Annotated in this window: 17 protein-coding genes; 4 read left to right on the top strand and 13 right to left on the bottom strand. The window is 70.4% G+C overall.

Annotated features, from left to right (window positions below; all coding sequences use genetic code 11):
* Positions 1-38: 38 nt before the first annotated feature.
* The 5 genes from topA to JOD54_RS08305 form a co-directional block, all read right to left on the bottom strand.
* On the bottom strand, positions 39-2,909 hold the full coding sequence (topA, locus tag JOD54_RS08325; protein ID WP_204449966.1) for a type I DNA topoisomerase: 2,871 nt from the start codon (positions 2,907-2,909) through the stop codon (positions 39-41).
* 142 nt (positions 2,910-3,051) lie between these two features.
* Entirely contained in the window at positions 3,052-3,651 is a 600-nt protein-coding gene (locus JOD54_RS08320; RefSeq protein WP_307859888.1) for a hypothetical protein, read from the bottom strand.
* Positions 3,652-3,765: 114 nt separating this feature from the next.
* Complete coding sequence (locus tag JOD54_RS08315; protein WP_204449965.1) at positions 3,766-4,176, bottom strand: hypothetical protein; 411 nt, start codon at positions 4,174-4,176, stop codon at positions 3,766-3,768.
* Between the two features lie 122 nt (positions 4,177-4,298).
* Positions 4,299-4,937, bottom strand: coding sequence for a hypothetical protein (locus JOD54_RS08310; protein WP_204449964.1), 639 nt, complete (start codon positions 4,935-4,937; stop codon positions 4,299-4,301).
* Positions 4,938-5,073: 136 nt separating this feature from the next.
* On the bottom strand, positions 5,074-7,371 hold the full coding sequence (locus JOD54_RS08305; protein WP_204449963.1) for a sodium-translocating pyrophosphatase: 2,298 nt from the start codon (positions 7,369-7,371) through the stop codon (positions 5,074-5,076).
* 255 nt (positions 7,372-7,626) lie between these two features.
* On the opposite strand from JOD54_RS08305, the gene sftH reads away from it, so the two are divergent.
* Positions 7,627-9,948 carry a DEAD/DEAH box helicase gene (gene sftH, locus JOD54_RS08300; protein WP_307859887.1) on the top strand — a complete coding sequence of 774 codons (2,322 nt, stop codon included), beginning with the start codon at positions 7,627-7,629 and terminating at the stop codon, positions 9,946-9,948.
* 892 nt (positions 9,949-10,840) lie between these two features.
* Here sftH and JOD54_RS08295 read toward each other — a convergent pair.
* The 8 genes from JOD54_RS08295 to ssd all read right to left on the bottom strand — a co-directional run bounded on the left by JOD54_RS08295 (position 10,841) and on the right by ssd (position 16,640).
* Positions 10,841-11,464, bottom strand: coding sequence for a bifunctional DNA primase/polymerase (locus JOD54_RS08295; protein WP_204449962.1), 624 nt, complete (start codon positions 11,462-11,464; stop codon positions 10,841-10,843).
* A 321-nt stretch (positions 11,465-11,785) separates the two neighbouring features.
* A complete protein-coding gene (locus JOD54_RS08290) occupies positions 11,786-12,142 on the bottom strand; it encodes an Rv3654c family TadE-like protein (protein ID WP_204449961.1) in 357 nt (118 codons plus the stop codon).
* Entirely contained in the window at positions 12,139-12,462 is a 324-nt protein-coding gene (locus JOD54_RS08285) for a TadE family type IV pilus minor pilin (RefSeq protein ID WP_204449960.1), read from the bottom strand. Before JOD54_RS08285 ends, JOD54_RS08290 begins: the two co-directional genes overlap by 4 nt.
* Entirely contained in the window at positions 12,459-12,638 is a 180-nt protein-coding gene (locus JOD54_RS08280; RefSeq protein ID WP_204449959.1) for a DUF4244 domain-containing protein, read from the bottom strand. The genes JOD54_RS08285 and JOD54_RS08280 overlap by 4 nt, the downstream gene beginning before the upstream one ends.
* Positions 12,635-13,186 carry a type II secretion system F family protein gene (locus tag JOD54_RS08275; RefSeq protein WP_204449958.1) on the bottom strand — a complete coding sequence of 184 codons (552 nt, stop codon included), beginning with the start codon at positions 13,184-13,186 and terminating at the stop codon, positions 12,635-12,637. The genes JOD54_RS08280 and JOD54_RS08275 overlap by 4 nt, the downstream gene beginning before the upstream one ends.
* Before the next feature lie 523 nt (positions 13,187-13,709).
* A complete protein-coding gene (locus tag JOD54_RS08270; RefSeq protein WP_204449957.1) occupies positions 13,710-14,462 on the bottom strand; it encodes a type II secretion system F family protein in 753 nt (250 codons plus the stop codon).
* Complete coding sequence (locus tag JOD54_RS08265; protein ID WP_204449956.1) at positions 14,453-15,589, bottom strand: TadA family conjugal transfer-associated ATPase; 1,137 nt, start codon at positions 15,587-15,589, stop codon at positions 14,453-14,455. The genes JOD54_RS08270 and JOD54_RS08265 overlap by 10 nt, the downstream gene beginning before the upstream one ends.
* Positions 15,579-16,640: a septum site-determining protein Ssd gene (ssd, locus tag JOD54_RS08260; RefSeq protein ID WP_204449955.1), complete on the bottom strand. Its 1,062-nt coding sequence runs from the start codon at positions 16,638-16,640 to the stop codon at positions 15,579-15,581. Before ssd ends, JOD54_RS08265 begins: the two co-directional genes overlap by 11 nt.
* A 486-nt stretch (positions 16,641-17,126) precedes the next feature.
* Between ssd and JOD54_RS08255 the strand changes: the two genes are divergently transcribed.
* The 3 genes from JOD54_RS08255 (at position 17,127) to JOD54_RS08245 (ending at position 21,981) form a co-directional block, all read left to right on the top strand.
* Positions 17,127-17,951: an HAD-IB family hydrolase gene (locus JOD54_RS08255; RefSeq protein WP_307859886.1), complete on the top strand. Its 825-nt coding sequence runs from the start codon at positions 17,127-17,129 to the stop codon at positions 17,949-17,951.
* A gap of 499 nt (positions 17,952-18,450) precedes the next feature.
* The gene (locus JOD54_RS08250; protein WP_372440280.1) at positions 18,451-20,316 is read left to right on the top strand and encodes a glycoside hydrolase family 3 protein; all 1,866 of its coding nucleotides are present in this window, start codon (positions 18,451-18,453) and stop codon (positions 20,314-20,316) included.
* Between the two features lie 6 nt (positions 20,317-20,322).
* Entirely contained in the window at positions 20,323-21,981 is a 1,659-nt protein-coding gene (locus JOD54_RS08245) for a serine hydrolase domain-containing protein (protein ID WP_204449954.1), read from the top strand.
* Positions 21,982-22,020: the final 39 nt, after the last annotated feature.

Genomic DNA, 22,020 nt, shown 5'->3' with positions numbered 1-22,020 from the left:
GACAGGCCGATACCCCACCAACCTCCTGGGTCGAGCCACTAGTTCGACTTGGCGGTGGTTTTCTTGGCCGCAGCAGTCTTGGCAGCGGCAGTCTTGGCCGTGCTGGTCTTGGCCGTGGCCGTCTTGGTCGCCGTCGACTTCGCCGCGGTCGCCTTCTTGGCCGGTGCCTTGCGCGCGGCAGGCGCCCGCTTCGGCGCCGGGCCCTTGGCGCGCTTCTCCGCCAGCAGCTCGGCCGCGCGCTCGTCGGTGATCGACTCGACCGCGTCGGACTTGCGCAGCGAGGCGTTGGTCTCGCCGTCGGTGACGTAGGGCCCGAACCGGCCGTCCTTGATCACCATCGGCTTGCCGGACGCCGGGTCGGTGCCCATCTCGCGCAGCGGCGGCGCGGTGGCCGCGCTCTGCCGACCGCGCTTCTTGGGCTCGGCGTAGATCTTGAGCGCCTCGTCCAGGGTGACCGTGAAGATCTGGTCCTCACCGGCGAGCGACCGCGAGTCGGTGCCGCGCTTGAGGTACGGGCCGTAGCGGCCGTTCTGCGCGGTGATCTCCTCGTTGTTGGCCGGGTCGACGCCGACCACGCGCGGCAGCGACAGCAGCTTGAGCGCGTCGTCGAGGGTGACCGTGTCCAGCGTCATCGACTTGAACAGCGAGCCGGTGCGCGGCTTGGGCTTGGCGGGCGCCTTGGCCCTGGTCTTCTTGGCGCCCTCGGCGGGCGGCGGCTCCTCGACCTCGGGCAGCACCTCGGTCACGTACGGCCCAAAACGGCCCTCCTTGGCCACGACCTCGTGGCCGGTGACCGGGTCGGTGCCCAGCGAGCGGCCCTCGACCGGGGTGGCGAACAGCTTCTCGGCGATCTCCACGCTGAGCTCGTCCGGCGGCAGGTCCTCCGGCAGGTTCGCCCGCTGCGCCGCGCCGTCGACCTCGCGCTCCAGGTACGGCCCGTACCGGCCGACGCGGACCACGACCGACCGCTCCTCGGCGTCCTTGAAGACCTCGATGGAGTTGACCACCTTGGCGTCGATGTGCTCGACGCCGGAGCCGACCAGCTTCTTGAGGCCGCCGGAGCGCCCGACCGAGCCCTCGGGGCCGATGGGGCCGCCGAAGTAGAACCCGGACAGCCAGTTGGTGCGCTGCTGGGTGCCCGCGGCGATGCCGTCGAGCTCCTCCTCCATGGCGGCGGTGAAGTCGTAGTCGACCAGTCGCTCGAAGTGCTGCTCGAGCAGGCCGACCACGGAGAAGGCGATCCAGGACGGGACCAGCGCGGAGCCCTTCTTCCACACGTAGCCGCGGTCCTGGATGGTGTTGATGATCGAGGCGTAGGTCGACGGGCGGCCGATGCCCAGCTCCTCGAGCGCCTTGACCAGGCTGGGCTCGGAGTAGCGCGGCGGCGGGCTGGTGGTGTGCCCGTCGGCGGCCAGTTCGGTCGCGGTGACCGCGTGGCCCTTGGTCAGCAGCGGCAGGCGGCGCTCGGCGTCGTCGGCCTCGCCACCGGCCTCGGAGTCCACGGCCTCGACGTAGGCGCGCAGGAAGCCGGGGAAGGTGATGGTGCGGCCGGAGGAGGAGAACACGCACTCCTCGCCGCTGGTGGCGTTGCCGGTGATCCGCACGGTCATCGTGGTGCCGCGCACGTCGGCCATCTGCGAGGCGATGGTGCGCTGCCAGATCAGCTCGTAGAGGCGGAACTCGTCGGTCTCCAGCTCACCGGCGACCTGGCCGGGGGTGCGGAACACCTCACCGGCCGGGCGGATGGCCTCGTGCGCCTCCTGGGCGTTCTTGACCTTGCGGGTGTACTGGCGGGGGGTCGGGTGCACGAACTGCGGGCCGTAGAGGTCTGAGGCCTGCGTGCGGGCCGCCTGGATCGCGGTCTCCGACAGCGTGGTGCTGTCGGTACGCATGTAGGTGATGTAGCCGTTCTCGTAGAGCCGCTGGGCCGTGCGCATCGTGCGGTCCGAGCCGAACCGCAGCTTGCGGCCCGCCTCCTGCTGCAGCGTCGACGTCATGAACGGCGCGTAAGGCTTACGGGTGTACGGCTTCTCCTCGACGCTGGAGACGGTAAGAGCCGCCCCTTGCAGCGCCTCGGTAAGACGACGGGCCTCGGCCTCTTCGAGCAAGAGGACCTGGCTGCCCTTGAGCTTGCCGTCCGGACCGAAGTCGCGGCCGGTGGCCAGGCGCGTGCCGTCGACCGACAGCAGGCGGGCACCGAAGTTGCGCGGCTCGGCCTCGGCACCGGCGTCCATGGTGGCCGAGATGTCCCAGTAGGTGGCCGCGATGAACGCCATCCGCTCGCGCTCGCGCTGCACCACGATCCTGGTCGCCACCGACTGCACGCGGCCAGCCGAGAGCCTCGGCATGACCTTCTTCCACAGCACCGGGCTGACCTCGTAGCCGTAGAGCCGGTCGAGGATGCGCCTGGTCTCCTGGGCGTCGACCAGGTCGCGGTCGAGGTCGCGGGTGTTCTGCGCGGCGGCGAGGATGGCGGGCTCGGTGATCTCGTGGAAGACCATCCGGCGCACCGGCACCTTGGGCTTGAGCGCCTCGAGCAGGTGCCAGGCGATGGCCTCGCCCTCGCGGTCGCCGTCTGTCGCCAGGTAGAGCTCGTCGACGTCCTTGAGCAGGCCCTTGAGCTCGGTGACCGTGGACTTCTTGTCCGGGGTGACGATGTAGATCGGCTCGAAGCCGTTGTCCACGTTGACGCCCAGGTTCGACCAGGCCTCGCCCTTGAACTTCTCCGGCACCTCGGCCGCCTTGCGCGGCAGGTCGCGGATGTGGCCGCGGGATGACTCGACGACGAAGTTGCGGCCGAGGTACGAGGCGATCTTGCGCGCCTTCGCTGGCGACTCGACGATCACGAGCCGACGTGGCTCAGCACCGCCCGTGCCGTTGCCGTTCTTCGTCCCAGTCGAGCCTGCCACGTGTCCCGCTCTCTTCTTACCCCGTGTCCGTCCCGCGTCAGCCTGCCAGTGTGCACGCCGCACCGGGGGAGCCCACTCCCAGGTTGCCCCAGCACGGCGGATCGGCCGACGAAGTATGCCCCTATTTCCACCTCTAGCACGCTCAGGACACGACGCGCATCCGGGAAACGGCGGGCCACTGGTCCGCGCAGCCCGCTCCGGCGGGTGGTCCGACCAGCTCGCGGAGCCTGCCCAGGCGCCGCCTGCCGATCAACCGCAGCGCGGGTCCCACGGCATCGGATTGGACCGTTGTCGCAGGTAAACCGCACTGCGCGAGGGCCGAGGCGAGAGGTTCGTGGGTGGTCGGGGCGTCGGGGTCCAGCGGCAGCAGGTAGGAGCCCTCGGCCCAGCACCCGACCGCGGCGACCCACATCCGCAACGCCGCCCCATCGGGCACGAACCCGGCGGGCACGGCCTTGTCCTGGCAGCCCCAGTCGGCGGCGAGCGGGGCGAGGTCGACCCGGAAGGCGGTCCGCAGCCAGGTGCCGCCCTGCTCGTCGGTGTGCGACTCGGCACCGACCCCGCGCTCAGCGCAGGCCCTGACCAGTGCTTTCACCCGCCAGGGGGCGTCTATGGGGACCAGCAGCCGCGCGGTCGCCTTGGCGAAGGTGACCGTCCGCCCCGGCCCGCACAGCAGGCCCGCGAGGTCGGCGACCCTGGGGTGGCGCGCCTCGGCGGAGAAGAAGGACATCTGCTGCGCCACGACGGCCAGAGTAGAACAGCAGTTCGATCACGGTAAAGGTCGCGCGGGCCCGAACCCCTGGTGACCGGGGCCGTTGCTGACCCGAACGGCGGAATGCCCGCGACCCCGTACGGGTCAGCCGTGCAGGCCGGGCAGGTGGGCGCACCGGGGCGCGCGTTCGGCCCATCGGGTGAAGTCGGAGCCGGTGCCGCCCGCGAGCGGATCGGCCAGGTCCAGCGCGGCGACCTTGGGCACGACCTCGGCGGCCACCTCGGCGACGATCTGCGGGCCGGTGTTGTCGTCGAGCGCGGTCCTGGCCTCGGCGAGCGGGGCGCGCAGGCCGCGGTAGGTGTCCGCGGCGACCTGGGCCAGGTGGTCGCCCCCGGTGATCGGGGAGACTTCGAGCGCGTCAATCGCGGTGACGGCGCGGGTGAGGCCTTCGGTGACGGCGGCCAGGTAGGCGCTGAGCGCGGTGCGGGCGGCCGACGGGTCGTCGAGGTCGATGTCGGGCACCGGGGTCGCCAGGACGTGCGCGGTGTCGGCCACGACCGCGCAGAAGCGGTCGGCCCAGTCGACGCGGGTGGCGGGGTCCGGTTCAGGCGTGGCACCGCAGGCCGCGGCGAGCAGGACGCCCGCCGCGGCCGCGATCAGTCCGGTACCCCTGGTGATCAGGAGGTCGGCGTGCTGCTGGCGGTGCCAGAAGCGGAGTCGCCGTCGAGCGCCTTGCAGCTGGGGGCCTCCTTGAACGCCTTGTCCAGCTCCGCGCTGCCGCGCAGGCCCTTGGTCGGGTCCTCCAGCTTGGACAGCGCCTGCAGGTCCTCGCCGACCTTCACGAACGCGGCCTGGAAAGCGGCCGGGTCCGACGGCGACGCCGCCGCGAGGTTCTTCTTCGCGGTCTCGACCGCGGTCTTGGCCTCCTCGAGGGCCCCGGTCGCGCTCTCGACCAGCTTCTTGCCGTCGGCGACCGGCGGGTCACCGGCGTCGGCGAAGCTGCTGATCATCTTGTCCAGCGCACCGGCGAACTTGTCCAGGTACTCGACCAGGCTGGCCTGGGCCTTGACCGGGTCGCTCTGGTCGATCTGCGGCTGCGCCGAGAGCGCGGTGACCTGCGGCGCGACCGACGCGCAGACCTTCTCCGCCCACGCGGTGGCGTCGCCGCCGGACGCGGCCGAGGTGGCGGCGGTGGTGGTGGCACCGGCGGGTGCGCTGGAGGCGCCCGCGTCCTTGCTGTCGTTGCCGCCGCACCCGGTGAGTCCGATGGCCAGGGCAGCGGTCGCCGCGGTGATCGCGACGAATCGACGCGCCATGTCAGTTCTCCTCAAATTGGTTCCTCCGGGGACTCGCCCGGCGATGCCACGATGGTCCCACGGGCCCCGGACCAGCCAGAGACCGGATGAGGCAGGTCCCGGACCCGGGACCTGCCTCATCGGTTCAGTTGCCTGCTCAGGCGTTGGCGGGAGCCTCGGCCGGGGAGTCGACGATGGCCGTGCCGCGCCGCTTGGAGACCACCACGGCCGCCACGATCAGCAGCACCGCGACCGCCGCGATCGCGACCCGCACGCCGGTCGAGGCGTTCGCGCCGACCGACAGGGTGACGATGGCGGGCGCGATCAGCACCGAGACCAGGTTCATCACCTTGATCAGCGGGTTGATCGCCGGACCGGCGGTGTCCTTGAACGGGTCGCCGACGGTGTCGCCGATGACCGTCGCGGCGTGCGCGTCGGACCCCTTGCCGCCGTGGTTGCCGTCCTCGACCAACTTCTTCGCGTTGTCCCACGCGCCACCGGCGTTGGCCAGGAACACCGCCATCAGCGTGCCGGTCGCGATCGCGCCGGCGAGGTACCCGGCGAGCGGGCCGACGCCGAGGCCGAAGCCGACCGCGATCGGGGCGAGCACCGCGAGCAGACCGGGGGTGGCCAGCTCGCGCAGCGAGTCGCGGGTGCAGATGTCGACCACGCGGCCGTACTCGGGCTTGCCGGTGCCCTCCATGATCCCGGGGATCTCGCGGAACTGGCGGCGCACCTCGAACACGATCGCGCCTGCCGCGCGGGTCACCGCGTTGACCGCGAGCCCGGAGAACATGAACACGACCGCAGCGCCGATCACCAGGCCGACGAGGACGTTCGGGCTGAACACCTCGTAGAGGAAGGCGTTGCCGCCGTCACCGATCGTCTGGCCGACGCTCTTGAGCGCCTTGCCGATGGCGTCCTGGTAGGAGCCGAACAGCGCGGTCGCGGCCAGCACCGCGGTGGCGATCGCGATGCCCTTGGTGATGGCCTTGGTGGTGTTGCCGACCGCGTCGAGCTCGGTGAGGATCTGCGCGCCCTCGCCGTGCACGTCACCGGACATCTCCGCGATGCCCTGGGCGTTGTCGGAGACCGGGCCGAAGGTGTCCATCGCGACGATCACGCCGACGGTGGTGAGCAGACCGCAGCCCGCGAGCGCGATGGCGAACAGCGCCACCACGATCGACCCGGACAGCAGGAACGCGCCGTAGACGGCCGCGCCGATGACGATCGCGGTGTACACGGCGGACTCGAAACCGACCGAGATGCCGGAGAGGATCACCGTGGCCGCACCGGTCAGCGAGGTCCTGCCGACCTCCTGGACCGGCTTGTGCTCGGTGCCGGTGTAGTAGCCGGTCAGCCAGAGGATCACGCCTGCCAGCACGATGCCGATGATCACCGCGACCGCGGCGATCACGGCCGGGCTGCCCGCGGTGCTCTGCTGCTCGCTGCCCACCAGCTCGGAGAACGAGCCGGGCAGGAAGATGAACGACGCCGCGGTGCACAGCACGGCCGAGACGAGCGCGGAGATGTAGAAGGACCGGTTGATCGCGGTCAGGCCGTTCTCCCCCGGGCGCGCCTTGGTGATGTAGACGCCGAGGATCGCGGTGATCACGCCGAGGGCGGGGACGATCAGCGGGAACAGCAGGCCGGACGCGCCGAAGGCGGTGCTGCCCAGGATCAGCGCGGCGACCAGGGTCACCGCGTAGGACTCGAACAGGTCGGCCGCCATGCCCGCGCAGTCACCCACGTTGTCACCGACGTTGTCGGCGATGGTGGCGGCGTTGCGCGGGTCGTCCTCGGGGATGTTCTGCTCGACCTTGCCGACCAGGTCGGCACCGACGTCGGCCGCCTTGGTGAAGATGCCGCCGCCGACGCGCATGAACATCGCGATCAGCGCGGCGCCGAAGCCGAAGCCCTCCAACACCTTGGGCGCGGTGCCGGTGTAGACCAGCACCACGATCGCCGCGCCGAAGAGGCCGAGGCCGACGGTGGCCATGCCGACCGCGCCACCGGTGCGGAAGGCGATGCGGGTCGCCTTCTCCCGGCCGCCGTCCTCGATGGAGGCGGCGGCGACGCGCAGGTTGGCCTGGGTGGCGAGCCACATGCCCAGGTAGCCGATGGTGAACGAGAACACCGCACCAACGAGGAAGAACAGGGACCGGCCTATCCGTTCACCCGCGGTGTCGGCGGGTAGCAGGAACAGCAGCAGGAACACAGCTGTGCCGAAGATGAGAAGAGTGTTTCGCTGCCGCTTCAGATAAGCCGCCGCGCCCTCCTGGACCGCTTTGGCGATGTCCTGCATCTTCGCGGTGCCCTGGCCTGCGGCCAGGACCTCCTTGAGCAGCACATAGCCGACGGCAAGAGCGGCGAGGGCGATCACGGCGACCACGGCGACTACACCGCGGTCCCCGCCGGTGAGCGTCAGGCCCTCCGCGAGGAACTGCCCAGACATCCGTCCTCCTGATGATCTGCGTGTCACAGCGCCGTCATCCGCCATTACCACAAGACGTCTACCGGCCCCGTTTTCGCGTGTGCGCCACCACAAACGGTGGGATGTCGGCGGAGTCTATTGGTAAAGCGGATCACCTACGCGAGCTGTCCCATACCGTGCACGTTAAGTGATGTTGCGAGGGCGGAGTGTGATCAAAATCTCATGATCATCTTGCCCGGGGGCCTGCTGGTCGATCGGATGTGCGAAGCTCGACGGGTGAGTGTCGACGCGGCGACCGATCGCGGCGCTGTTCTGCTCGGCCGCGTGCTGGCCGGGGTGCCCAGCGGTGAGAGTCCGGTCACACATGTCGCCGAACTGCCCGCCAGGACCGAGTCCACCGAACCGTGGCCCGCGTGGACACCGGACGTGGTGCGCGAGGCGTTCATCCGCGGCGGTGTCCGCGTTCCGTGGGCGCACCAGGTTGCCGCCGCCGAGCACGCCTTCGCGGGCCGCAGCGTCGTGATCTCGACAGGCACGGCTTCGGGGAAGTCACTCGCCTACCAGCTACCGGTCGCGGCGACGCTGACCGAAGACCCGCGCGCGACGGCTCTATATATCTCGCCCACCAAAGCATTGGGCGCCGACCAACTCCGCGCCGCGCACGAACTGGGGCTGACCGACCTCAGGGCCGCGAGCTACGACGGCGACACGCCGATGGTCGAACGCGACTGGGTGCGCGCCCACTCCAGGTGGATCTTCACCAACCCGGACATGGTCCACCGGGGCATCCTGCCCGCGCACGGCCGCTGGACGACCTTCTTCCGCCGCCTGCGGTACGTGGTCGTCGACGAGTGCCACTCCTACCGGGGCGTCTTCGGCTCGCACGTCGCCCTCCTGCTGCGCCGCCTCCGCCGCGTCGCCCGCAGCTACGGCGCCGACCCGGTGTTCGTCCTGGCCTCGGCCACGGTGTCCGACCCGGCCGCGTCGGCGACCCGACTGTCCGGTGTGGACTGCGTCGCGGTCGCCGACGACCACTCGCCGCGCGGGTCGCGGACCGTCGCGCTGTGGGAGCCGCCGCTGACCGACCTCGCCGGGGAGAACGGCGCCCCGGTCCGGCGGTCGGCGGGCGCGGAGAGCTCCCGGATCCTGGCGGACCTGGTGATCGAGGGCGCGCGGTCCCTGGTGTTCGTCCGCTCCCGGCTCGGCGCGGAGCTGACGGCTTTGGGTGCCCGGCGGATCCTGGACGACGTGGACCGATCGCTGTCCAGCAGGGTCGCCGCGTACCGCGCGGGCTTCTTGCCCGAAGAGCGCCGCGCACTGGAGCACGCGTTGGCGTCGGGTGACCTGCTGGGCGTGGCCAGCACCAACGCACTCGAGCTCGGTGTCGACATCGCCGGGTTGGACGCGGTGGTGATGGCGGGCTACCCGGGCACGCTGGCATCGTTCTGGCAGCAGGCGGGCCGGGCAGGACGCTCGGGCGATTCGGCACTTGTCGTGTTCGTGGCCCGGGACGATCCGTTGGACACCTACTTGGTGCACCACCCCGAGGCGATCCTCGACAAACCGGTGGAAGCAACCGTCACCGACCCCGACAACCCATACGTCTTGGCTCCGCAGCTGGCATGCGCGGCAGCCGAACTGCCTCTTACAGCCTCGGACCTACCCGCGTTCGGCGAGGGGGCCCGCGCTGTCCTCGACTCGCTGGTTTCGTCTGGGACGCTGCGTAAGCGACCTAACGGGTGGTACTGGACTGCTAAGGATCGCCCGCACGCCGAGGTCGACATCCGCGGCTCGGGCGGCGAACAAGTCGCGGTGGTGGAAGCCGACTCTGGGCGGATGCTGGGGACGGTAGGACAAGGCCGGGCCTGCTCGACCGTGCACGAGGGAGCGCTCTATCTTCACCAGGGCCGCTCTTACGTGGTCGACGAACTGGACCTCGACGGTCTCTTGGCATTGGTGCACCCAGAGAGTCCTGATTGGACTACGACACCGCGCGAAGTCGTAGACATCTCAGTGCTGTCAACGCTGTCACAGGACTCCTACGGCGGAGTGACCGTGTGCCTGGGCGAGGTCGCGGTCACCTCACAGGTAGTCGGCTACCTCCGCCGCCTCCCGTCCGGCCAGGTCCTGGACCAGATCCCCCTCGACCTCCCCGAACAAACCCTCACCACCCGGGCGGTCTGGTACACCATCGACCCCGACCTGCTGCACGCCGCAGGCCTCGCCCGCCCCGAAATCCCCGGCTCCCTGCACGCCGCCGAACACGCCGCGATCGGCCTGCTCCCCCTCTTCGCCACCTGCGACCGCTGGGACATAGGCGGCGTCTCCACCGCCCAACACCCCGACACCGCCCAACCCACCATCTTCGTCCACGACGGACACCCAGGAGGCGCGGGCTTCGCCGACCGCGGCCACGCCGCCCTCCTCCCCTGGCTCACCGCCACCCACGCCGCCATCTCCGCCTGCACCTGCCCCACCGGCTGCCCCTCCTGCGTCCAATCCCCCAAGTGCGGCAACGGCAACGAACCCCTCAACAAACCCGGCGCCCTCAAAGTCCTGCGAATCGCCACCCAAGCCCTACGAGCAGGCCCCGCCTAGCAACCACCCGACTCCAACAGCAGCGCCGACCACGACCGCGACTCCGACGGCATTGCCGACCACTGGACACTCGGAACAGCCGGTGCCACCTCGACTCCCCCGACTCCGACCGCTCAACCCAGCCACTGGACACTCGGAAGCCGCCGGTGCCAACTGCTCGATGGGGCGGACTTGTTTTGCGTGGGGTGGCGGCAGTCGTAGCGTTCTGCGCGGACAGGGCCATGCTCTTCGGCCCCAGCTTTGCGGTCCTGCCACGACTGGCGCAGGGGCCCCGCGCAAAACAAGTCCGCCCCATCGAGCACACCCAACCCACCACGGGCCCCGTCGCAATGCCGCAGGCGAGCCGAAAGATCAACTAACCCAAGATCCCCCGAATACACAGCCTACCGAGGCAACACAAGCGATCGGCAGCACAAACTTTCCCCTGTGGACAACCAGCCCCGTTGTGGACAAGCGCACGAACAAGCGCCACATGCGGCAGCGCGCCGGGGGCGACCGGTCGAGGACCGGTCGCGCTTCCCGGCGCGCCGCATGCCGCCGAGGTGGGGGCGCTCTGGGCTGCTACCGCGCTGGCCACGGAGTGTGTGCGCGGGACCGTCGACGGGGAGTACCTCGACCTGCGGGTGGCACCAGGAGGCGGGTTGGTGCCGGTGCAGGGGTGGTCATCCCGGGGCGGGGTGTCGACTGGGCGGCTGGGCCGCTGTCCCTGTTCCGTGACGCTGTGCGCGGGAGACCGGAGGCTCCTGCGGTACTCGGCTGGCTGCCTGTCCGGTGGGCGACGCACTCGGGCGGGAGTACGGCGTCGACCGGTGGACAGGCTGGGTGTGGTTGGCCGGGCGCCCGGGCGGGTGGGCGGTGGTCCCGGTCGAACCACGGGTGGTGGTCGAAGTGATCAGTCTCGGGCGGTGGTCACCAGGTGGCGGATGTCGCTGTGCATGGCGTCCAGCAGGGCGTCCTGCACGGTCTCGCTGCTCGGGATCTGCCAGCCGCACACCTCGGGCTTGACCCGCCAGTGCACGACGCCGTGCTGGAACGGGCTGGGCGGCAAGGTGATCCAGTCGCCAGCCCCGCGCAGTGCGATGTCGGGGTTGGCGGCCAGCTCGGCGGCGAGGCCGGGTCCGGTGCGGGTGAGGAAGAACCAGCGGTGCTCGGGGGTGGCGATGATCGGCACCGGCAGGCCGACCGAGCGCAGCACGCGGGCGGCGCCGCGGCCGAGCTCGTCACCGACCTCGATGGCGTCGTAGCCGAGGCCGGTGGCCAGCAGCAGGCTGTAGGGCTGACCGGTCCACCAGGTGGCGACCTGCTCCGGCTGGGTGCCGATCCGGTCCTGCCAGTCCGCGTGCACCGGCACCGGGCCGCTGCTGTCCTCGGAACCGTCGCGACCGGCCCAGTGGCCCGCCACCGGGTAGGTACCCGGCAGCACCGGCCAGCCGCGGAACGCGAGGCCGATCGCCTCGGCGCGCAGCTCGACGCGGAACGCTCGCCGCCAGTTGTCCGACCTCACGGTTCCCAACATCTCGGGCACTGCCTCCTCGGGGTGCGGGCGCCGGGTTCAGCGCCCTACACCTCACTCAACGGCATCGGGGACGCCGTACGAAACTCGCTGTCGACAACTGGTCGCTCTGACGAGGTAAATGACCTGTCATCCGACCGGAGCGACCAAACTCGGCGAACCGGTCACCCCGGGGCCACCGGACACCCCGCCGAGGCGGCCGCGCGGCCGTACAGCGAACCGTTGAGAGGCGTTTAGCGCCGCCACCACCTGCGGAAACGCGGGTCGACACGGCGAGTGATCAGCAACGCCACCCGGTCGGCCCTTGCCGAGTTGTGATGCCGTTCACCGTTCAGACCCGACCGCTTGGCCGTCGACGACCGGCCCGGCTCGGGCGGTGGCCCTGGCGGAGCCGATCAGCGCCGCCGGTCGGACGGCCACCTCAACGGTGGCGTCCCAACCGCTCACCGCGCACCCGACGAGCTCGGCACCGGCCCGCTCGACGACCCACCTGGCCCGAGCACAGGCTTGACCGTCGAGCACGTGTCCCGCGGCGGCCAGCGCACCGAGGTCGGCGGCGCTCTCGGCGCGGTGCCGGGCGGACACCGCACCAGCGACCGTCATGACCATGAGTACCAGTGACAGGAGCCCGGTGATCACCCAGGCGGCGAAAACCGTCGCGAACCCGCCGTCGCCGGTCATGGCAATGCACCCGGCTCGACCACGGCGTGGGCGTCGCCGTGCACCGGTAAGAGGGCACGCGTGCTGCGCACCGTCACCGACACCTCGTCCCCGTGCACCCTGACCTCGATCGACGCACCACGGGGTGCGACGTCTGCGGCGGTCGACCTCGCCCGCTCGCCCTCGCCCCGGGCCGCCAAGCGCGCAGCCTCCCGCGCGGCGTCAACGCACCGAACCTGATCCACGGCGGCGCCGATGCCCACCACCCCCACCAACACCACAGCCACGACGGCACCGATAGCCATCGCCGCCTCAACCGACACCGACCCCTCTTCCTTCATGGCGACAACGCGTCCGCGATGAGCCGAGCCAGGGCATCGGACACGGAGGAGTTGGTGACAACAGCGAGCAGCACTCCGGCGAGCGCGGCGCCGCACAAAGTGATGAGCGCGAACTCGATGGAGATCGAACCTTCGTCGAGGGAGTCGTGCATGGAAAGCCTCCAGTGAGTGGTCATAGAGCGAACGTTCGAGCGACAAGGCCGAGGACGACCGGGAGGACGCCGAGGCAGAGGAACGCGGGCAAGAAGCAGAGCCCGAGCGGCAACGTGATCAGCACGGTCGCCCGCTGCGCCCGCGCCTCGGCCTGGTGCTCGACCTGACCGCGGACCTCCTCCGCCAACCGCCCGGCGACCTCCGCGAGCCCCGCCCCGGACAACGCGGTACGCCGAGCGGCCCTGGCTAAACCCTTGGTGTGCGGACACTCAAGCGCGGCAGCCCACGCTTGGCGGGGATCGGCGCCCAACGCCAACTGCTCCGCCACACCACGCAAGACAGGCAGGTCATCACTCACCGCCGAGACGGCGGTCGGGACCGGCAGTCCAGCGCGCAGACAGGCGGCGAGCAGGTCCCAGGTGGCGGCGAGGTGCAGGCTGTCGACCTTGCGGGGCCGGGGTGGTCGCGGTGGTCGAAGGGGAATGAGGCCCATGACGCGCCGGAACCGCCGTCGGCTGGACGGGGTGACGATCAGGAGGGCCGCGGTCAGGAGCAGGAGGCTGAGGATCATGTCGGCACCTCGCGACCGATGGCACTGGGTGTCCACACAGGACGGAGAGCGGCGAGGGTCTCGACCAAGACGAGAACGGAGCGGCGATCGGACCCGCATGAGCAGCCGGGCGGGTCGCCTGGACGAGACCGGGGAGGACAGCGAGTTGGTAGCGGGCCGCAGAGGTGGAGGGAATCGAGGACGAGGGGTGGCGTGGCGATCGAGCAGGGCGAGGGCGGAGTGGCGATTGGGATGGCCCGGAGTGGAGGGCTGGGGACCATGCGGACACCGCGCGGGGTGAGGCCGAGGAGGGTGAAGATCGCGCCCTTGATCAGCATGACCTGGCCGTGTTGGAGTTGAGGTAGGCGCGGCAAAGACCGGATCCGCTGCATCGTGGGCGATGTGGAGATCGTGTGGGCACCGCGCGGATGACGATTCGGCGGGCCAGAGGAGGCTGACGGCCGGTGGAGATCCCGCCTAGCGCCGTCAGGAGCCGGAACCGTCGCTCGCTGAACGATGCGACTGGGGAGGCAAGGGTTGGCGATCATGTCGGAACCGCGCGGGTGATGATTCGGGTGGTCCAGAGGAGACCGGCGGTGGTGAAGGTGGCGCCTAGGAGGAGCAGGAGTTGGCCGTGGGGGGTTGAGGTCAAGGTGGTTAGGGGGTGGGCGCCGATGGCTTCGCCTAGGGCTAGGCCGATCAGGGGGAGCGCGGACAAGACAGCTGCGCTGGTTTGGGGGCCTGCCAGCTTTGCCAGTACGGCTTTGCTGAAGCGGGCTTGGTGGGACAAGGCGTGGGCGACTGCGGTGAGGGTGGCGGCTAGGGGGATGCCATAGCGGGTGGTGAGGCGCCAGGAGCGGTGGAGGTCTGGGGGGTTGATCTCGATGTCGCCGCCTAGGCGGGTGGCGGTGGCTATTGCTTGGAGGCTGCGGGCGGTTGGTGGGGTGAGGTCTTGGGCGGTGCGTTCGGCGGCGGTGACGGGGTGGGCGCCGGTGGTCAGTTCGCTGGCGAGGCTGGCTAGGGCCTCGCTGAGCTCCTCGGATTCGGCTAGGCGCTGACGTAGGCGGAGGCTGGCTTGGCGTCGGCGCAGTAGGGCGGAGCCGACGAGGACGGCGGCGGCGGTGCCTGCCGGTCCTAGGGCGAACCAGGCGGCAGCACTGAGCAAGACGAGCACCCCGATCGCGGGACGCGGCAGCCGCCATTGCTTGGGTGACGCAGCCTTGAGAGCGCGCAGGCGCCGGGTGGCCCGCATAGAGGGCCACGCAAGTATCGCCAGCGCCAGCAGGGCTAGGACCATGACACACCCCTAGAGGCCAGCAGCGCGGCCAGCGCGGGGCGATCTGTCCAAGTTCCGTTGTGCCAGACGGTCTGCGTGGTGACTGTGGTGTGGGATCTAGTCAGCACAGCGATCTCACTGAGGGTTGGCGTGGGGTCGCGGCGCATGTGAAGGACAAGGTGGACGGCGGCGGCCAGTTGGCTGTGCAACGCCAGCCTGTCCAGGCCGCCCAGTGCAGCGAGGGCCTCTAGGCGTGCCGGCAACTCCTGGGGCGAGTTGGCGTGGACCGTGCCCGCGCCGCCGTCGTGCCCTGTGTTGAGCGAGGCGAGCAGGTCGATGACCTCGGCGCCGCGGACTTCACCGACGACGATGCGATCAGGTCGCATGCGCAGCCCTTGGCGGACCAGGTCGCGGAGGGTGATCTCGCCCGCGCCCTCGATGTTGGGCGGGCGGCTCACCAATCGGATGAACTGCGGGTGGTCGGGGTGGAGCTCGCCCGCGTCTTCAACGCAGACGATGCGCTCGCCCAGGGGGACAACGGCGAGCAGGGCGGCCAGGAGGGTCGACTTGCCCGCCCCCGTGCCACCGGTGACGAGGAAGGCCAACCGGGCGCTGATGATCGCGGCGAGCAACTGGTGGACCTCCGCGCTGAAGGTGCCGAGCGCCTGGAGATCCGCGAGCCGGTGGTTCGCCTGCCGCAGCACCCGCAGCGAAACGCACGTGTGCTCGGCGATCGGTGGGAGGACGGCGTGCAGCCGCACCTGGCCGCCGGGCAACCAACCGTCCACATGGGGCTGTGCGTCGTCGAGCCGCCGCCCGGCCGCCATGGCCAGCCGCTGGGCCAACCGGCGGACAGCGTCCTCGTCGGGGAACCGGACGGCGGTTCGGCGCAGACCGGTGGCACCGTCGACCCAGACCTGATCGGGGCCGGTGACCAGGACGTCGGTGGTGCCGCTGTCGCGCAGCAGCGGGTCGAGTGGTCCGGCACCGACGAACTCCTGCCGCAGCAAGGCGAGCGCTGACATGACGTCCGCGTCGCCCACCACCCCGACCTCGGCCCGGACCGCGTGGGCGACCGCCGCGGGCGAGGCGTCGGCTCCACCACCGATCAACCGGCGCCGCACCCTGTCGACCAGATCAGCGGACACGGCCCGCCCCCGTCTTCAACGCGCGCAACACGGTGTTGCTGGCCCGGGACAGCGAGCCGCGCAAGGGGAACGTGCCACCGTCGAGGCGAGCGGGCAGGCCAGGGTCGCGGCGGTAGGTCGCCAGCAGCGGTAGGTCCACGGCCTTGGCGATGTCCGATGGACGCAGGTGCGGCGCGTTGCGAACAACCAGTGCGGGCTGGACTCCTTGAGCGGCAAGGTACTTGCTCAGCCTCTTGGTCGCCGCGGCGGCGCGGAGCTCGGCGGGGATGACGATGACGGTCAGGTCCGCCCGGTCCAGCACCGCCCTGGTCGCGGGATCCGGTGCTCGCGGCAAGTCGCACACCACCGTCTCCCCCGCCCGTTTCCCGGCTTCCACCACCGAGACCACCGCGTCCGACGAGGGCCCGTCGCCCTCTCGCGCACCGGAGAGCAGCGTCAGCCGGGATTTCCCCTTGGTCCGGCCGGGCAGGGACGCGTGCAGGCTGGACACCGGCACCCGACCCGACCGCAACCGGACATCCGGCCACCGCAGACCGGGCTCTTCTTCCGCGCCCAGCAACAGATCCAGGCCGCCGCCCATCGGGTCGCAGTCGACCAGCAGCGCGTTCGCGCCCGCGCCGACGGCGGCGAGGGCGACGGCGGTCGCGAACACCGATGCGCCCGCACCACCCCGGCCACCGAGGACGGCGAGCACCCGCCCCCTGGTCCCCGCTGGGGCGTCGGTGCTGTCGGCCAACGCCGCGGCCAGCCAGGGTTCGTCCTCCGGCAGCGACACGACCTGCTCGACGCCGAGGCGGACCACGTGCTCCCAACAGTCCGGTGGCGGGGTGCCCGCCACGACCAGCACGATCCCGCCGCGCCTGGGCAAACCGGCTTCGGCGCACGCGATCACCGCGCGGTCGTCCAGCAGCACCAGCGGCGCACCGGCCCAGGCCGCCCGCACCTCGGCGACCCGGTGCGCCTGGTCGGCCTCGGTGCCCGCGGCGGCGCACAGCCGCAGCACGTGTTCGAGCACAGGTTCCGCGCGCAGCCACGCGGTCGGTCGGTTCACAGCTCCTCCTCGTTCGTCCGGGCTGTGACCAGAATCTGGTGAAACTGGGAACGACCGGAAGAGGGCTGGTCAGACTGTGGATGGCTGGCCGCGTTGTGGATAACTGGGAGTTGTCTGGCGGGTCGTGGCGGCAGACTGTCGGTGGCCTAGGGCAAGCTGGAGGGGGCAGCCGCACCCCGGAAATGGGACGACCCCCGCCAGGGGGGAGGGGCGGGGGTCGTCAACGGGTTCAGCCCCGGGGGGTCGGACTGAACCGGCCCGGCTCCAAGGCCGGGTAGCCATACTGTATCCCCTCCGCGCCACCCGATGGCCACATACGGCAGAAGACACCCTGCCGAGTTCCGGCCCGGCGCGTCCGTGACCGGTATCCGCGACCGCCACCCGAGTGTCCACGTGCGCTTCCCACGGCATCGGGCGACATCCCGGCAACCGGCAACCGAACCCGCTGCGACCCGCCCACCCGACCCGACTCCTTATGCTGGCCGGGTGAGCGACTCCGGCGCGCAGGCGGCGCCCCAGCCCGGCCGGGTGGCGGCCTTCTTCGACCTCGACAAGACGGTGATCGCCAAGTCGAGCGCGCTGGCCTTCAGCAGGCCGTTCTTCCAGGGCGGCCTGATCAACCGGCGCGGCGTGCTCAAGAGCGCCTACGCGCAGTTCGTGTTCGCGTCCTCCGGTGCCGACGCCGACCAGGTCGAGCGGATGCGCGCGCACCTGACCGCGCTGTGCGAGGGCTGGGACGTCGAGCAGGTCCGGTCCATCGTGGAGGAGACGCTGCACGACATCGTCGACCCGCTCGTCTACGCCGAGGCCGCCGAACTGGTCGCCGCGCACAAGGCCGACGGGCACGACGTGGTGGTGGTGTCGGCCTCCGGTGAGGAGATCGTCACCCCGATCGCGCTGATGATCGGGGCGACGCACAGCGTCGGCACCAGGATGGTCGCCGTGGACGGCCGCTACACCGGCGAGATCGACTTCTACTGCTACGGCCCGAACAAGGCGACCGCGATCCGCGAGCTGGCGGCGAGCAACGGCTACGACCTCGCGGTCAGCCACGCCTACTCCGATTCCAGCACCGACCTGCCGATGCTGGAGGCGGTCGGCAAGCCGTCGGTGGTCAACCCCGACCGCGGCCTGCGCAAGCTGGCCACCGAGCGGGAGTGGCCGGTGCTCACCTTCACCAAGCCGGTGTCGCTGCGCTCGCGCTTCCACGCCCCGTCCGGGACGGCGGTCGCGGTCACCGCGATCGGCCTCGGAGCGGTGGCCACCGCGGGCGCCGCCTGGTACGGACTGCACCGGCGGCGGCGCAGATAACGGCTTTCCCAGGTCGCGCAAGGGATGTCACCCGCAACGGTCGGGGGAGGCCGCGCAGCCTACGCTCACCGGGAGTCGCGGTCGACGCTTGCCGAGACCTTGACCGGTGCACACGAAAGTGCCCTTGAAGTGACCTTCCTCACTGGGTAGAAAGGGTGGTGCGGACCCCGGGTCGGCCAGGGGCGGAGCGAAGAGAAGCTCCGATCCACCCCGAGCGGGCTCCGTGCGCGAACACCGGAGCACCCACGCGCAGCACGCCGCGGGAGGCATGTCGTCAAGGGACTGCGTACCGGGACGCCGGACGCCGAGGCCAGGTAGGTACGACTTCAGTTGCACGCTTGGTAAACCGAGTGATTCGCGCCGCGACTTTGGGCGGTCCTGCTCCTGGTGAGCGGGACCGCCCAAATCGTTTCCCGCGTTGACCACCGCTCCCGGCAATGGGTAACTTCACCACGGTAATCCTGCTTGTGGTGAAGAACTCACAACCCGGGAGACGGCAGTGCCCACTCGCGCCCTCCGCTGGTCGCTCACCGCGGTCGCCGCTGCCTGCACCTGCGCCGCCTCCGCGGTCCTCGTCGTCCCGCTGGTCGTCGCGCCTGCGTCCACAGCCGCGCCCGAGGACGGCGCCAGCACCCAACCCGCGCCGCAACTGGGCCAGGATGCGCTGATGGACGCCTGGGTGGACGCGCGCGTGCGGCGGATGACACTGGAGCAGAAGGTCGGGCAGCTGTTCGTGGCCACCGTCTGGGGCAAGTCCGCGACCGAGGTACACCCGAGCAACCGGCAGCACTATGGCGTGGACACCCCTGCCGAGGTCGTACAGCGCTACCAGGTCGGCGGCGTCATCTACTTCAACAACTCCGGTACGGACAACGTCGACAACCCGCTCCAGCTGGCCGCGTTCTCCAATGGTCTCCAGCGGGCGGCACTCAACTCTGCCCCCAACCTGCCTCTTATCGTGTCGATCGACCAAGAGGGCGGGAACGTCACTCGGGTACCCGCGCCAGCTACGGAGTTCCCCAGCGCGATGGCTATAGGCGCCGGTCGTAGTGCGGCTGATGCGCGGACGCTGGCGAGCGTTAATGCCAACGAGTTGCGGGCCATGGGGATCAACCAGAACTTCGCCCCGGTCGCGGACGTCAACTCCAACCCGCGCAACCCGGTGATCGGCGCGCGGTCGTTCTCCGCACACCCGGACCTGGCTTCCGACATGGTGACCGCCCAGGTGCGGGGCTACCAGTCCAGCGGCAAGCCCGCCGACACGGTGTCCGCGTCGGCCAAGCACTTCCCGGGCCACGGCGACGCCGCGACCGACAGCCACACCGGTCTGCCCGCGATCACCCGGACCGCGCAGCAGTGGCGGTCGGTGGACCTGCCGCCGTTCCGGGCCGCGGTCGAGGCGGGTGTCGACTCGATCATGACGGCGCACATCCAGTTCCCCAGCCTCGACCCGTCCGGCGTGCCCGCCACGGTGTCGCGGCCGATCATCACCGGGCTGCTGCGCGGCGAGCTCGGGTTCGACGGCGTCGTGGTCACCGACTCCCTGGGGATGCAGGGTGTGCGCGAGATGTTCGGCGACGCCGAGATCCCGGTGCTGGCGCTGGAGGCCGGTGTCGACCAGCTCCTGATGCCGCCCGACCTGGCACTGGCCGAGCAATCGGTGCTCGCCGCGGTCAACGCGGGCAGGCTGACCCCGGCCAGGATTGAGGAGAGCGTGCGGCGGATCCTGGCGTTGAAGTGGCGGCGCGGGATCGTGTCCCAGCCGCTGGTGGACGAACGCACGGTCGGCCGTCTTGTCGGCGCACCGCAGCACAAAGCGGCGATCCAACGGCTGACCGACCGGACGGTGACGGTCCTCGCCAACGACGGGACCCTGCCACTGCGCACCGCACCTGGTCGAGTCCTGGTGACCGGCGTGGGCGACCCGTCGAACCCGGACAACTCCCCCAACACCCTGGCGGCCGCTATAGGCACGCGCGGTTCGACTGCGAACTCGATCCCGACGGGCCCGCGGCCCGCGAAGGCGCTGGTCGACCAGGCCGTTGCCGCCGCCAATGGCACCGACCTCGTGGTCGTGCTGACCAACAACCTGGCGAGCAACACCGAGCAGCAGGCCCTGGTCGCGGCGTTGGTGAAGACCGGGATTCCGGTAGTGGCAGTGGCGACGCAGACGCCCTACGACCCTGGGTTCGCCGCGGCACCGAACTGGGTGGCGACCTACTCGTGGCGCGCTGTGTCTCTAGAGTCCCTGGCCAGGGTCCTGTTCGGGGAGGTCGCGCCGCGCGGGAAGTTGCCGGTGGACGTGTTCCTGCAAAACGACCCCGCGCTGCCGCTGTACCCCTATGACCACGGCTTGACCTGGTAGCAGGCGGTGCTCGCGCAGCTGGGAGCGGCGGTGGCGGTCTTGGCGATCACAGCGGGAGGTGGCCCGTCCGGCCGGTTCGACCGTCCGCAGGAGGGGTTCTCCCCGCCGACAACCGTCTTGCGCGCCGGTAGCCCCGAGTCCGCCGGTCTGGATCCCGCGCCTATAGAGACGGCTAAGGCAGCGATCGCCAGCAGCCCGCTCTTCCCAGGCGCGGTGTCGCTACTCGCCCACGATGGCGTAGTCGTCGACCTGACCGCGACCGGCAAGGCCGTGCGGTACATAGATGCCACCACGGAACTGCCCGGCGATCAGCAGGTCTCTATGCGCACGGACACCATCTTCGACGTGGCGTCGGTGAGCAAGCTGTTCACCTCTATAGCCGTCTTGCAGCTAGCCGAGGACGGCAAGCTCGCCATCGGTGAACGGGTGGCGACCTACTTGCCGGAGTTCGGCGTCAACGGCAAAGAGGCGATCACCGTCGAGCAGCTGCTGACCCACACCTCGGGCCTAGAGCCGTTCATCCCCCTCTGGCGCGACTGGCCGGACAAGCCCTCGCGGATCAAGGCCGTCATGGACCACGCGCCGTCGGCTCCGCCAGGCAGCACCTACACCTACTCCGACCTGAACCTCATCACCCTGGGCGTGCTGGTCGAGCAACTGAGCGGCGAACCCCTAGACGCAGTAGTCGCTAAGAGGATCACCGGGCCGCTAGGGCTGCAAGACACCGGCTACACCCCCCCGGCCGCCAAGAGGAGCAGGATCGCGGCGACGGAGTACCAGACGTCGCCCGCGCGCGGGATGGTTCGGGGTGAGGTCCACGACGAGAACGCCTGGTCGCTCGGCGGGGTCGCCGGACACGCGGGCGTCTTCTCCACCGCGACGGACCTGGCCGTGCTTGGCCAGGCGATCCTCAACGGCGGCAGCTACCGGGGCAAGCGGGTCCTGCGGGAGGCCAGCGTCCGGGAGATGTTGACCAACCACAACGCGGCCTACCCGGGTAACGCCCACGGGCTCGGGTTCGAGCTCGACCAGCGCTGGTACATGGGCGGCCTCTCCGGTCCCCGCACCGCCGGGCACACCGGCTTCACCGGCACCTCGCTCGTGCTCGACCCGGCGTCCCGGTCCATCGCGGTCCTGCTGACCAACCGGGTGCACCCCGTGCGCACCAACGGTTCGATCAACTCCGCCCGGGAGGCGTTGGCGACTTCGCTGGCCAGAGCACTAGCGGTCCGCCCGCGCCAGGGTCCAACGGCCTGGTACACCGCGACGGGTGGCGCGACGCTGCTCACTCCCCCGTTGGCGGCCACGGCGGTGCGGTTCGACGTGTTCGTCGACACTGATCCACAGGACGGTCTCGTGCTCGAGGCGGGGGTGGGCGAAACCTGGCGAACGGTGCCCCTGCGGGCGGTCGGGCCGGGCGCACCGGGGGGAGAAGTAGCCGCTTTGTCCGGTTCTGGGCACCGCAGTTGGTGGACAGTCAACGCGATTGTGCCGGTCGGGCCGCATGTGACGTTTCGGTGGCGGTATGTCACAGACAGTCGCTACACCGGACGGGGGGTCACGATTGATCGAATTCTCGTCACTCACGGTGGTCGAATCCTGCTCAACGGTGAGAAACAACCCCACTTGATACGCCCGCTCGGGTGGGAGGCCAAAACTCGTTGACCTTTGGGTGCTAACAATCCGCGTTCGTCCAGCGATGCG

It is taken from the genome of Actinokineospora baliensis (assembly GCF_016907695.1).
GTDB classification, from domain to species: Bacteria; Actinomycetota; Actinomycetes; order Mycobacteriales; family Pseudonocardiaceae; genus Actinokineospora; species Actinokineospora baliensis.
The sequence above is the reverse complement of the archived record's forward strand: the minus strand, read 5'-3'. Positions and strand labels throughout refer to the sequence as shown.

Excerpts from the sequence above, each read along its gene's own strand:
- JOD54_RS08310 (WP_204449964.1), bottom strand. The coding sequence starts at position 4,937 with ATGGCGCGTCGATTCGTCGCGATCACCGCGGCGACCGCTGCCCTGGCC.
- JOD54_RS08305 (WP_204449963.1), bottom strand. The coding sequence starts at position 7,371 with ATGTCTGGGCAGTTCCTCGCGGAGGGCCTGACGCTCACCGGCGGGGAC.
- JOD54_RS08295 (WP_204449962.1), bottom strand. The coding sequence starts at position 11,464 with ATGTTGGGAACCGTGAGGTCGGACAACTGGCGGCGAGCGTTCCGCGTC.
- JOD54_RS08290 (WP_204449961.1), bottom strand. The coding sequence starts at position 12,142 with ATGACCGGCGACGGCGGGTTCGCGACGGTTTTCGCCGCCTGGGTGATC.
- JOD54_RS08285 (WP_204449960.1), bottom strand. The coding sequence starts at position 12,462 with ATGAAGGAAGAGGGGTCGGTGTCGGTTGAGGCGGCGATGGCTATCGGT.
- JOD54_RS08280 (WP_204449959.1), bottom strand. The coding sequence starts at position 12,638 with ATGACCACTCACTGGAGGCTTTCCATGCACGACTCCCTCGACGAAGGT.
- JOD54_RS08275 (WP_204449958.1), bottom strand. The coding sequence starts at position 13,186 with ATGATCCTCAGCCTCCTGCTCCTGACCGCGGCCCTCCTGATCGTCACC.
- JOD54_RS08270 (WP_204449957.1), bottom strand. The coding sequence starts at position 14,462 with ATGGTCCTAGCCCTGCTGGCGCTGGCGATACTTGCGTGGCCCTCTATG.